The sequence below is a fragment of the Streptomyces sp. NPDC088147 genome (assembly GCF_044741565.1).
Classification (GTDB): domain Bacteria; phylum Actinomycetota; class Actinomycetes; order Streptomycetales; family Streptomycetaceae; genus Streptomyces.
In genome coordinates this window covers 494369-507339 of sequence record NZ_JBIUSY010000002.1, presented here as the reverse complement: position 1 = coordinate 507339, position 12971 = coordinate 494369, and the positions used below count along the sequence as shown (strand labels likewise).

Annotated in this window: 5 protein-coding genes; all 5 read left to right on the top strand. The window is 75.7% G+C overall.

The window, feature by feature from the left end:
* Positions 1-37 precede the first annotated feature (37 nt).
* From ACIOGX_RS07515 to ACIOGX_RS07495, 5 genes are read left to right on the top strand one after another with little or no spacing between them, the layout of a single operon-like run.
* Positions 38-940, top strand: coding sequence for a DUF4132 domain-containing protein (locus ACIOGX_RS07515; RefSeq protein ID WP_356506622.1), 903 nt, complete (start codon positions 38-40; stop codon positions 938-940).
* The gene (locus ACIOGX_RS07510) at positions 937-5985 is read left to right on the top strand and encodes a hypothetical protein (protein ID WP_401911080.1); all 5049 of its coding nucleotides are present in this window, start codon (positions 937-939) and stop codon (positions 5983-5985) included. The genes ACIOGX_RS07515 and ACIOGX_RS07510 overlap by 4 nt, the downstream gene beginning before the upstream one ends.
* Complete coding sequence (locus ACIOGX_RS07505; RefSeq protein WP_401911077.1) at positions 5982-7154, top strand: AAA family ATPase; 1173 nt, start codon at positions 5982-5984, stop codon at positions 7152-7154. Before ACIOGX_RS07510 ends, ACIOGX_RS07505 begins: the two co-directional genes overlap by 4 nt.
* A gap of 10 nt (positions 7155-7164) precedes the next feature.
* Positions 7165-10956: a DUF5682 family protein gene (locus tag ACIOGX_RS07500; protein ID WP_401911074.1), complete on the top strand. Its 3792-nt coding sequence runs from the start codon at positions 7165-7167 to the stop codon at positions 10954-10956.
* Complete coding sequence (locus ACIOGX_RS07495) at positions 10953-12890, top strand: hypothetical protein (protein ID WP_401911072.1); 1938 nt, start codon at positions 10953-10955, stop codon at positions 12888-12890. The genes ACIOGX_RS07500 and ACIOGX_RS07495 overlap by 4 nt, the downstream gene beginning before the upstream one ends.
* Positions 12891-12971 lie beyond the last annotated feature (81 nt).

Below are 12971 nucleotides of genomic sequence, written 5' to 3'. Positions count from 1 at the left end.
GCAGTTCGGAACCAGAAGGTCGGGGAGGGGTCCTGCCATGGGCTGGATCGAGACAACGGGCGGGTATGCCGTCGCGCTGGACGGCACGCGCGTGCTGTGCCGGAACGCCGCGGGGCGCACGCTGAAACAGGTGCCGCCGAAGCTCAAGGACGACGCGGAAGTCGTGCGGCTGCGGCAGTTGGCGGAGTGGCTGGAGCGGCACGAACGGGAGTGCAAGGAGCAGGTGGACACCTGGCTGGTGCGCTCGCTGCCGGTGCCGGTGGCGCTGCTGGCGCGGGTGTGGCCGGACGCGGCCTGGCAGTCGGCGCTGCGGGATCTCGTGGTGGCCCCGGTGGCGGCGGACGGCTCGGCGGATACCGAACACGCCGGATTTCTGCGGGACGCCGATCCGGCGCGGGGGCTGGGAATCGTCGATCTGGACGGTGACTCGGTGTGGCTGGACGCGGCGGCGGTGGAAACGGTGCTGATCCCGCATCCGGTGCTGCTCGAAGAGCTGGCGGAGCTGCGGGAGTTCGCGGCGGAGCTGGGGGTCGAGCAGGGCGCCGAGCAGCTGTTCCGCGAGGTGTGGCGGCGGCCGGAGCCGGCCGGGGACGCCGGTGCGGGCGGCACGGCCCAGGACTGGCGGGCGTACGCCGACGGGAAGTTCGCGCAGCTGCGGCATGCCACGGCCCGCGCGGTCTCGCTCGGGTACCGCGTGCGCGGCGGCCAGGCGGTGTGCCCGCTGGTGGAGGACGGCCGGCAGCTGGAGGCGGCGTACTGGCTGGGGGACGACTACCCGGACTCGGAGACGCTGACCGGCTCGCTGGAGTGGCGTGACACGGCGGGGCGGCGGCTGCCGCTCGCCGAAGTGGGGCCGGTCGCCTGGTCGGAGGGCGAGCGGATGGCCGCGCTGGTGTACGCGGGCCGTGTGGTCGAGAGCGACGAGGAGAAGGCGCTGTGAGCGACATGCGACCCCTGAGCGGGACACCGGCGGACGGGCAGCCGGTGGACGGAACACCGGCGGGTGGGACAACCACGGCGGACGGGGCCGCGGCCGGGAAGTCCGCGCGGGCGAGCCTCACGGAGCGGGAGCGGCTGGAGAGGGACCTGCTGGAGGCGGGCGCGGTGCTGCCGCTCGGCGGTGCCGGGGGCGATGTGCTGACGGCGCGTTCGTACGGCCATCCCGCGCTGGACGGGCGCGCGGTGGTCCGGCTGGTCCCCGGGGCGATCGGGGCGGCCGAGGATCTCGCCCTGGAGTATCTGGGGTTCGGCGAGGCCGAGGTCACCGAGGTCGGGCGGGTGAAGCGGCAGTCGCTGGGATTCCCGGCCTGGGCGCTGGTGAACGACCCCGCCAACGGCCATCACGCGCTGGCCGTCGTCAAGGAGATGGAGCGGCTCACGCGACTCGTCGCCACCAAGCCGGGGCTGGCGAAGGAGGGGTTCGACGAGATCGGCGAGCGCCTCGACCGGTCCGTCCCGCACTTCCTGCCGACCTACTACGAGCAGGTGGCACGGCTCTTCCTGGCCGTCGAATCCCGGCAGCAGGCCTCGGTGTTCTTCGGCAAGGCGCGGGCGGCCGAGCAGCGGCACGCGCTGGAGGTGGACGAGGAGCGGCTGCGCGAGGTCTTCCTGGAGTTCGCCGGAGCGGGCGCGCTGACCGGCAAGGCGCTGCGTGAGCACGCCAAGGCCCTGACGGTCCGGCTGTCGGCGGCCGAGGCGTACGGCCAGTTCAGGGCGGTGTCGCTGGAGCGGTGCGCGGCCGGGCTCGCCCCGTACGCGGGCATGCTGGAGGATCTGCGGCGCCTCGCGAAGGGCGCCGGTCTGGACGCGGACGCCGAGGAGCGGTCGCTGCTCGCCGAGATCGTCCACACCGGTCCGATGAACCGCGCGGCGGGGAGCTTCTGGAAGACCGCGCTGCCGGCCCTGGCCGCCATCGCGGCCGAGGACCGCTCCGTACGGGAGCGGCTGCTGACGCTGCTGCCCGCCACGGGCGGTGACAAGCCCGAGGAGTTCGACGCGTCCTGGCTGGCGCTGCTCGACCGGTGCGGGGCGGTCGAGCTGCTGGTGGACGGGACGGTTCCGGCCGCCGAGTGGCTGTCGTCCTGGGCCAGGCACCGGCAGCGCGGCTGGCGGACCACCGTACGCCTCGAAGCCGAACTGGCCCTGGTGGAACGGCTGGTGGAGCGGCTGGTGGCCGACGGCACGCCGGTACGGCTGCTCAGGGGCTACGGCCGGCGCATGACGGCGGACCTGGACCTGCTCGACGCGTGTCTCGCGTGGGGCGTACCGGTCGCCGGGCCCCCGGAGGGCGCGTCGAAGATCGATCTGTCCGACTGGCTGACGGACGAACGCGAGGGGCGCAGGGATCTGGTCGCGCTGACCGCGGATCCCCGGTTCACGCGGCTGCTGCGCGCGGGTGTGGAGGCGGTGGCCGACAGCGGTGACGCCACGGAGCTGCTCGGCGGGATCGCGGACCATCCCGCTCTGCGCGCCGTGCTCGTGGGCTGGCTGGCCGACCGCGCCGACGATCTGTCACAGCCCTTCGGACTGCCCGGTCTGGACGCCCTGCTGCGGCGGCTGAGCCGCTTCTCCTCGCCGTCCGTGCTGGCGACGGCGCCGGAGGCGGTGCGCCGCATCACGGCGGTCTCGCCCGCTCCCGCCCTGGCCAGGACCCTGCGGGCGGGCATTCTCGACGAGCTGGGCTGGCCCGCGCTTGAGGAGGCGCTGCCGGGGCTCGGCACGGTCGACGTGGAGGCGTCGGGACAGCGTTACGGCCACCGCGCCGACGCGTGGTACCAGATGCGGGACTCCTGGCCCGCCCTGCTCGTCCGGGTCGGTACGCAGGTGGCGGCGGTCGGGCCGACGGCCGTGCTCGACCAGCGCCCGCTGACTCCCCCGACGGCCTCGACGCGCTCCTGGGACGCGATGACGATCCGTTACGCCGGGGGCCAGTGGCTGATCGCCAACGGGTACGGCGACGACCGGCGGGCCGTGTGGTCGGGCCGTCCCGCCGAGGTGTTCACGCCCAAGGGCGAGCTGAACGACCACTGGACGGACGCCCAGACGCCATCGTTCGAGCTGCCCGACGGCGGGCGCTGCTACGGCGGGCGGCCGGTGTACGCGGGCGACACCTCGTTCGCGGCGGAGCGCCGCCCGGTCGCCTCGGACGGTATCTCCGTATGGGTGCTGCACGAGAACCAGTGGTGGGAGTACGACCCGGAATCGGCCCGCAGGGGCCGGGTCTCGGTGCCCGCGTTCTTCGACTCGGCCCTCGCCGGGGGCGGCGTGCGGCTGCTGGAGCGGGCCTGCCGGCTGCTGCCCGTACAGCCCGGTCTGGAGTCCTCCCCGTTCGGCACGAAGGACGGGCTGCTGGGCTGGTGGGTGACGTACGACCCCAAGGAGGGGACGCTCACGGCCTGTTCGGTGGACGGAAGCCGGAGCCCCGCCGTGCCGGTGCCGGCCGGCGCGCGCGTCGAGCATCTCTCCGACGGCATTCCCGTACCGCCGCTGCGGCTGCCCGGCGGCACCTCGCTGTATCCGCGCGAGAGCCGTGGATACGGCGCCTCGGTCTCCCTGTACGACGCCGACGGCGTCCAGGTCGCGCGCTTCGAGGACGGCGGCCGGGGTGGCGCGTACGCGGCGGGCACCGCGCTGGTGGCGCCGCTGGCGCACTGGCACGCGCTGCGGACACGTGACGAGCGGGGTTCGGCCGCGCTGCGCGCGGTGACGGAGGCGGACGCACGGGCGCTGCTGGCCTCGGTGGCCGAGGGGACGAAGGCGGAGGCGGCCGTGCGCCGGCTGCTGCCGGACATCACCCACCCCGGGCTGGTGGCGGGTGTGGCCGGACTGGTGGACGAGGCGGCGCGCCACAGCGGGCGTATCGCCACGCTCGCCGAACGCGCGGCGAGCAGGCCCGGCTCCGAGAGCGAGGAGGAGAAGGTCCTGCACGCCCACGACACCGTTCTGGGCAAGGCGTTCCAGGGCTTCGCCGTGTCGACGTACCCGTACTTCTACCACTACGTGTCCCACGAGACCGCGACGGTTCTCGAACAGCTCCGGCTGCTGCAAAATGCGCTGGCACCGGCCGCGGTCCCGGGGCACACGCCGGTCGAGCGGACGAGGCAGGGGTGGGTGACGCTGGCCGGAGCCGGGATGGCGGCGCTCGCGCTGCGCGCCGCCTCACCCGCCACCTCCGGCGAACACCGGGCCGCGCTCATGGAGTTCCTCGACGCGGCGCTGACCGTCGAGGCGGACGGTGACGCGCTGCTGATCGATCCGCGCGGACGGCTGCGCGCCGTGGAGCTGCGGATCCCCGGCAGCGACGAGAGCAAGCTCGCCGGTGACATACGGCACGCGGGGGCACGACGGCTGGTGATCCTCGGCCAACTGCGGTCCGAGGACAAGGACGCCTACTGGCACTGCGTGGAGTACGACCCGGCCGGGGCCTTCGGCGGCTGGGACGGGTGCGCGCTCATCGAGTCCGAGGTGCTGGGCGCGGCGGACGATCCGGTCCGGGCGCCGGTGGTGCGCCGGGTCCTGGAGCTGATACGGGAGCGCGGCCCGCTGCCGTACCGCCCCGAGCAGGCCGTGGAGTTCGCCGAGCGGGTCGGGATCGTCACGACCGCGGGCGCCCTGCTCCAGCTCGGCTCGCCGGGGATGAGCGGTTATCGGGGCAACGGCGTGCTGCCCGCTCCGTATCTGGAGGCGCTGGGCGCGAAGAACGCCGAGGTGGAGGTGGGGCTCGCCCTGCTCGACGCGCTGAGCGTCGGCGAGCGGCGGACCTTCAGCGGGCTGCTGCTGCCCGCCGCCGCTGAGCGGGTGGCGGAGCTGTGGACCACCGGGTTCGCGCTGGAACCGCTGATGGAGGCGTGGATCGCGGCGCGAGGCAGGCGACGGCCTCTGCCGCCCTCGCTGATCAGGCGGCTGGTGGCCGAGCTGGGCGGCGGCACCTCCGTGCTGGACGCGCTGAACCCCGAGTGGCGGGAGGAGCTGACCGGCCGCACCGAACAGCGCATGACCGACGGCGAGTTGGAGCCGGTGGAGCCGGGGCTGCTGCTGACCGGGGGCACGCTCGGCAGCACGGTCGACGCGCTGCGCTGGCTCGCGTACCGGCTGCCGTACGGCGACCCGCTGCGCGCCTTCCTGCCGGTCACCGCGCGCATGCTGCGGGAGCGGCTGGCGGACCCCGGTCTGCTGCTGCATCTGGGGGTCGACCGGGACTCCGCCTATGACCCCGTGTCCGGGCGGCTGCGCGAGGCCCATGGCCTGGCGCCGGAGCGTGGCGCCGGAGACAAGGACCTGTTCGAGCTGTCACCGGCGCTGGTGCTCACACCCTCGCGGTACGGAAACCGCTGGGAGACGGTGTGGGTGCGGCCCTCGGCCGTACTGCCCGCGGAGGGGGCGGACGGCCGGGACCGGGGCGAGGGTGGTCCCGACCATCCGGATCTGAGGCTGCTGGCGGCGACGGCGGGCGCGGCTCCGCAGTTGCGGGCGCTGCGGACGCTGCTCGGCGCGGAGTTCATGGAGCTGGTCACGGCGGACGGCCCGCCGGGTCACCCGCAGGATCCGCGGCTCGGCGCGCCGGAGCTGGTGGGCGAGGCGATGGAGCGCTTCGGGCTCTCCGAGGACGCCGCCGTGCTCTATCTGATGCTGCTCGCGCTGCCCGATCCCACCGACCGTCATCAGGCCGAGTGGACGGGGTGGAAGCCGGCCCGGCTGAAGAAGGCGCGGGCCGAACTGGCCGCCACGGACCTGGTGGTGGAGGCCAAGCGCGCGCGGGCGGGCCGCTCGCTGTTCCTGCCGGGCGGCTGGCTGGAGCAGAAGACGCCGCGGTTGCCGGCGGAGAGCTGGAAGACGGCGCTGCTGCCGTGGGACCAGCCGCTCTACGTGGTGCCCGACCGGCCGGTGCCGGAGCTGTACCGGGCCGCCTGGCGGCGGGTCGTCGAGGGCGATGTACCGGGGTTCGAGGAGTTCCAGGGCCGGAGCGGCCGGGGAGGCAGACGATGACGGTGACGGAGATGACGGCGGAAGAGCGGGAGCCGGGGCAGGAGCCGGGGCGGCAGCTGGAGCTGCCGGAGGACCGGTACGCGGCGGAGCTGGCGTTCCTCGCGTCGTACGACGAGGGCCCGCGCCCGCCGAGATGGCGGCTGACGCCGCGCGCGGTGGTGCTGTTCGTCTGTGGTTCCGACGGCGAGACGCTGCGGTCGGCCGGGGGTGAACAGCTGGTCGTGTCACGGAAGTTCGTGGGCGACCGGGCGCTGGTGGAGCGGTGTGTGGTGACGCTGGCGGGCGAGCGCGGACTGCTGCTCGTCGGTGAGCCGGGCACCGCCAAGTCGATGCTCTCCGAGCTGCTCTCCGCCGCGGTGTGCGGCAGCAGCACGCTCACGGTGCAGGGCACCGCGGGCACCACCGAGGACCAGCTCCGCTACGGCTGGAACTACGCGCTGCTGCTGGCCAAGGGGCCGAGCCGGGAGGCCCTGGTGCCCTCCCCCGTCCTCACGGCCATGACGCGTGGCGCGGTGGCCCGGGTCGAGGAGGTCACGCGCTGTCTGCCCGAGGTGCAGGACGCGCTGGTCTCAATCCTGTCGGAGCGCCGCATGTCCGTGCCCGAACTGGCGGGCGGGGAGGGCGGGGACAGCACGGTGCACGCCGTGCCCGGCTTCACGCTGATCGCCACCGCCAACCTCCGCGACAAGGGCGTCTCCGAGATGTCCGCCGCCCTGAAGCGCCGGTTCAACTTCGAGACGGTCGGCCCGATCGGCGATCTCGACGTGGAGACCGAGCTGGTGCGCGGGCAGGCGACGGCGGCGCTGGCGCGCGGCGGGGCGGCGTTCTCCGTGGACGACACGGTGCTGGAGGCGCTGGTCACCGCGTTCCGTGATCTGCGGACGGGACGGAGCGCGGAGGGCTGGGAGATCGAGCGCCCCTCGACGGTCATGTCGACGGCGGAGGCGGTGCATGTGGCGACGTCGATGGGGCTCGGCGCGGCGTACCTCGGCGACGGCCGCGATGTCCTGCGTACGCTGCCGGGCCATCTGCTCGGGACGGTGCGCAAGGACGATCCGGCGGACCACGCACGGCTGTTGGGGTACTGGGACGGCCCGGTGCGCCGCCGGGCGGAGGCGGGCGCTCCGCTGTGGCGGACGCTGTGGGGGCTGCGCGATGAGCTGGGATGAGCCGGGGGGCGTGGCGGATGGCACGCCGGCGAGTGGCACGCCGGCGAGTGGCACGCCGGCGAGTGGCACGCCGGCGGGTGGCGCGGGTGATGGACCGGCGGGCGGCGACGGGGGGCCTGCCGGGGCGCTGGCCGGGCTGGCCGGGTGCCGGGAGCCGTATCTGATCGGGGTGCGGCACCACTCCCCGGCGCTGGCGGCGGCCGTACCGGCGATGCTCGCGGAGGCGGCACCGGAGGTGCTGTTCGTCGAGTTGCCCGAGGAGTTCGCCCCCTGGCTGCCGTATCTCGCCGATCCGGCGACGGTGCCCCCGGTCGCCCTGGCGGGCGGCCGGGGCGAGGGGGCGGGCGGTGGGCTGGTGTTCCTGCCGTTCGCGGAGTTCTCGCCGGAGCTGGCGGCGATCCGCTGGGCGCGGGAGGCGGGGGTGGAGGTCGTTCCGTTCGACCTGCCGCTGACCGCGCGCGAGCCCGCCCCGGAGGCGGACGCCGGGGCGGACGGGACCGGTGAGTCCCATGGACCGGACGGTCCCGGTGAGTCCGGTGGACCGGCCCCGGCCGGTGAGTCCGGTGGACCGGCCTGGGCCGGTGGGGCGTTGGCCGCCGCGCTGCGGGCGCGGGCCGGGGGGCGGCCCGGGGACGATCTGTGGGACCGGCTTGTCGAGGCGGAGGCGCCCGGTTCCGGCCCCGAGGCGCTGCGGCGGGCCGCGCTGCTGGTCGGCTGGGCCCTGCGGTCGGACACCGGCGCGGTCGATCCGCACGATCTGCGGCGCGAGGCGAACATGCGGCGCCGGCTGGCCGAGCGCGGGGGCCGCCGGGCGGCGGCCGTGATCGGCGCCTTCCACGCGCCCGCGCTGCTGCCGGGCGCCGCCGGGTCCGGCCCCGGGGAGGTACCGCCGGACCCGGCAGCCGTGCCCGCCGCCAGGCCCGCTGCCGGGGCTGCCGTCGTCACCTCGCTCGTGCCGTACTCGTACGCGCTGCTGGACGAGCGGTCCGGTTATCCGGCCGGGATCCGCGACCCGGAGTGGCAGCGCGGTGTGCATCTCGCGGCGGGCGATCCCGCGTCGCTGGACGATCTGCTGACGTCGACGGCCGTACGGATCTGCGCGGCCGTACGGGACGCCGGGCATCCGAGCGGGCCCGCCGACGCCCGCGAACTGGTCCGGGTCGCGCGCGACCTGGCGGCGCTGCGCGGGCTGCCCGCCGCCGGGCGCGGTGAGCTGGCCGAGGCGGCACAGACCGTACTGACGCAGGGGCGGTTGTTCGGGCGGGGCCGCGTGGTGGCCGCCGCCATGGAACGGGTGCTGGTCGGCACGCGGCAGGGCAGGCTCGCGCCGGGCACGCCGCGTTCGGGGCTCGGGCCGGCCGTGGAGGCGTTGCTCGGCGGCCTGTCGCTGCCCACCCCGGCCGCGCCGGGCCGCCGGGAGCTGCGTCTCGACGCGCACCGCGGCGATCTGGACCGGCGCCGTGAGCTGTGTCTGCGCCGGCTCGCCGTCTGCCGTGTCCCGTACGGGGAGGAGGGCGAGGTGGCGGGTGTGGGTGACGCCGCCCCGCTGACCACCCGCTGGGCCGTGGCCTGGTCTCCGTCGACCGCCGCGATGCTCGATGTGGCGGGCGTGCACGGAGTGACGCTCGAACAGGCGGCGGCCGGGATGCTGCGCGGGCGGCGCGCGGCGGAGCGCGAGCGCGGCGGGCCGACCGCGGCCGAGGTGCTGTCCGGTCTGGAGGACGCGGCGCGGTGCGGACTGCCCGTGCTCGCCGCCGAGCGGCTCTCCGAGGCCGCCGGGCTGCTGCCCGCGTCCGGCACCCTGCCCGAACTGCTCACCGGTCTCGCCCTGTTGGACCGGATCGGATCGGGCCATCTGCCGGGGCTGCCCGCCGGGTGGGAACGGGACGCGCTCGGCGCGGCGTACGAGGAGCTGGCCACGGCCGGGGTCCGGGCGCTGGACGGGCTCGCCGGTTCCACCGACCCGGCCGACGCACGCGCCCTGGTCTCGCTGGCCGACCGGGCGGCGGCGCCGGGCGGGTTCCGGCTCGATGCCGCGCTGAAGCATCTCGACGCCGGGGCGACGCCGCTGATCCGGGGCGCGGCGGGGGCGGCCCGGGTGGTGCTGGGGCTGCGGGAGGCGGCGGAGTTCGGCACGCGTCTGGCGTCCCGCGTGGACAGCGCGACGACCCCCGAGCTCCGCACCGACCTGGCCGGATTCCTGCGCGGGACGCTGCTCGCGGCGGGCCCGCTGCTGGAGACCGGCCGCGCGCTCGATCCCTTGCTGGAGCGGATCGAGGCGCTGCCCGACCGGGGCTTCCTGGACCGGCTGCCCTCGCTGCGCGCCGGTTTCGACACGCTCTCCCCGGCGGCCCGCTCCCGGCTGCTCGCCACGGTGGAGGACCGCACGGGCCTCGCCGCGGGCGCCCTCCCCGGGGCGCTGTCGGATCCGGCGGCACTGGCGCTGCTGGCCGCGGCCGATCTGGCGGGCCGCGAGGCCCTGGCGGCGCGAGGGCTGGACGCCGCTGCTCCGGCGGACGCGCCTGACGCGGCGCGTGCGCGTGACGTCGCCCACGCGGCGGAGGCGGCGCCCGGAGGCTCCGGCGCGCCCGGCCACGACGCCGTCGGCCACGGCTCCCTCGGCGGGGGCTCCCTCGGTGGGGGCTCCCTCAGTGGGGGCGACGACGCGGCGGGAGCCCTCGCGCTCACCCCCGGTGAGCGGTGGCGGCTGCTGCTCGGGCGCGGGCGGCAGCTCACCGGTGGAGCCGCCCGGATCGCCGGTGCGCTCGATGAGCTGTACGGGTACGGGCGGGGCGAGGGCGAGCGCGGTGAGGAGCGTGACGCGGGCGGCTCGCGGGGCGGGGACGGCGCGTCGTACCCCGATGTCCGTTCCTGGTCCGAGGAGTTGTCCGCGCTGTTCGGGCCCGGCGTACGGGAGGAGGTGCTCGCCGCCGCGGCGGATACGGGACGGCTCGACGCCGCCCTGGAGCTGGACCCGGCGTCGGCACGGCCGTCGGTGGAGCTGCTGCGTACCGTCCTCTCGTACGCCGGCGGGCTTCCCGAGCATCAGCTCGCCCGGCTGCGGCCCCTGGTGGCCCGGCTGGTGGCCGAGTTGACCGAGGCGCTGGCCAACCGGCTGCGCCCCGCCCTCACCGGTCTCTCCCATCCGCGCCCGACCCGCCGCCCCGGCGGGCCGCTGGATCTCGCCCGTACGCTGCGCGCGAATCTGGCGACCGCGCGCCGTGATCCGGACACCGGCGCGGTGACGGTCCTGCCCGAACAGCCCGTCTTCCGCACGCGCGCCCGCAAGGCGGCCGACTGGCGGCTGGTGCTGGTCGTCGATGTCTCGGGCTCGATGGAGGCGTCGACGGTCTGGGCCGCGCTCACCGCCTCCGTACTGGCCGGTGTCCCGGCGGTGAGTACGCACTTCGTCGCGTTCTCCACCGAGGTGCTCGACCTCACCGACCAGGTCGACGATCCCCTGAGTCTGCTGCTGGAGGTCCGGGTCGGCGGCGGTACGAACATCGCGCGCGGGCTGCGCCACGCCCGTGAGCTGGTGACGGTGCCGTCCCGCACGCTGGTCGTGCTGATCAGCGACTTCGAGGAGGGCGGCCCGGTCTCCCCGTTGCTCACGGAGGTACGGGCGCTGGTCGACGCGGGCTGTCATGTCCTGGGCTGCGCCTCACTCGACGACGAGGGCCGGCCACGGTATTCGGCCGGTGTGGCGGGCCAGTTGGTGGGGGCGGGTATGCCGGTGGCGGCGCTCAGCCCTCTGGAGCTGGCCCGCTGGGTCGGCGAACGCGTAGGAGGTGCGCGCCGATGACGACGGATTCCGCGGCGAATTCCGCGACCGTACTGCCGCCGGTGACCGCCGAAGTGGCGGCCGGGGCGCTCGATCTGCTGCCCGCGCGGCTGCGCAAACGCGTGGACGGAGCGGTGGCGAAGGCAGCCGGCTGGCCGGTGGAGGCGGCGGAGGACGGCGTCCTGGTGCGGGTCGCCGAGGACACGGCCGTGACGTTGAGGGTCACGGCCGGGATCGTGGCCGCCCCGGAGGACGCGGTGTGCAGTTGTCTGCTGGCACCGGCCTGTCTGCACCGCGCGGCGGTCCTGTCCTTCGCCCCTCTCGCGGTCGAGCAGGAGGAAACGGAAGAGCAAGAAGAGAAAGAAGAGAAAGAGGAAACGGCAGGGGAGGAAGAGAAGGCAGGGGAGCGCGGAGAGCGACGGGAGACAGCGGGGGGACCGGGCGAAGCGGGAGCAGCCGCACCGGCGTCGACAGCCGGGGGCGCGGCCGAACCCGCCCTGAACCCGGCCCAGTCCAAGGCCCTCGACGCGCTCCGGGAGGCCGTGACCGCCGTCCTGGTCGCGGGCGTCTCCGGCTCCGGCGTGGTCCACCGCGCCGAGCTGCTCCATGCCGCCCACTCGGCGCGACTGGCCGGGCTGTACCGGCCCGCCGGTACGGCGGTCCGTATCGCCCGGCTGCTGGGCGAGGCCCGTTCCGACGACCCGGGGTTCCGGCTGTCCGGGCTGTCGGGCGAGCTGGCGGAGCTGCTGGATCTGGTGCGCCGCCCGGCCGCCGCCCTCTCCCCGGCCCGCCGCGACTACCGGCCGGAAGGGCCGCTCCGGTTGTACGGGCTGTTCACCGAGCCGGTGGTGACCGCGTCCGGATACGCGGGCGCCACGGTCTACGCGCTCGCCCCCGACGGCACGCTCCGTACGCTCTCGGACGTCGCTCCCGGCGGACCGGAGCGCGCGCTCCAGGCCTCGGGGTCACCGGTGCCCGGCGGCTGCGCGCTCGGGCTGCGGGAGCTGGGCGACGGCGGCGGGGTGATCCTCACGGCGCCCACGGTCTCGCCGGACGGCCGGATCGGCGGCGGCGGAGCGGTACGGTCCGTACGGGCCGCGGGCGCGGGCTGGCGGGAAGCGCCGCTCGCCGCCCTCTGGGAGCGGCCACCCGCCGAACAACTGGCGTCGGCACTCGCCTGGTTGTCCGAGCCCGCCGACGCCCGTGGGGCGGGCGGCGATCTGCTCTTCCTCGACGGCGTCGTCACCGGCACGGGCTTCGCCGTGGCCGCGGGTCCCACACTGCGGCTGGCGGCGCCGGACGAGCGGCCGGAACTCCCCTACGCCGAGAACCTCGCGTTGTTCGCGGGCCGCCGTGGGCTCGCGCTGCGGCTGATCGCCCGGGTCGTGCCGGACCGGCCCGACCGGGTGCGGGTGCTCGCGGCGTCCTGGACCGGCCACGACGGGGAGCCCGTGCGCGCGGATCTGGGGCTGCGCCTGCTCAACCGCTCGCACATCCCGGCGGAACGGGCGGGACGAGCGGCGGGACCGGCCGTACCGTCGGGACAGGCCGTAGCGTCAGGACCGGCTGTAGCGTCAGGACCGGCCGTACCGGCCGTGGCGTCAGGGCCGGCGGAGGGTGGGGCACCGCCCGCGCTCCCCGTCGAACTGGACCTGCTGCGCAGGACCGTGGACCGCGCGGTCGCGGGCGGTCGCGCGGTGACGGCCGCGTCCGCGGACGACGAACTGCCGCGTCGGCTGCGGGCGGTGGGCCTCACCACCGGCGCGCGGCGGGTCGAGGCGCTGACGGAAGCGGCGGCGGACCGCCGCCATGACGTGCTGGGGCGGCTGCTGCCCGCCGACCCCGGCGGCTTCGCCCTGGCCTGGCTGTCCGCGGCGGTCTACGCGTCGGCGGCGACCGAATCGCTGCTGGTGGCCGCCTGGACACCGGCGCCACCGGACATATCCGCGAACTGATCGGCGCCGTCGATCGTCGTACTGAGCAGAGAGCGGGCTGAACGAGGAGTCCAGGACCACCCAGGGGGGACCATGCCACTG

Coding starts and splice junctions, on each gene's coding strand:
- ACIOGX_RS07515 (WP_356506622.1), top strand. CDS start 38: ATGGGCTGGATCGAGACAACGGGCGGGTATGCCGTCGCGCTGGACGGC.
- ACIOGX_RS07505 (WP_401911077.1), top strand. CDS start 5,982: ATGACGGTGACGGAGATGACGGCGGAAGAGCGGGAGCCGGGGCAGGAG.
- ACIOGX_RS07495 (WP_401911072.1), top strand. CDS start 10,953: ATGACGACGGATTCCGCGGCGAATTCCGCGACCGTACTGCCGCCGGTG.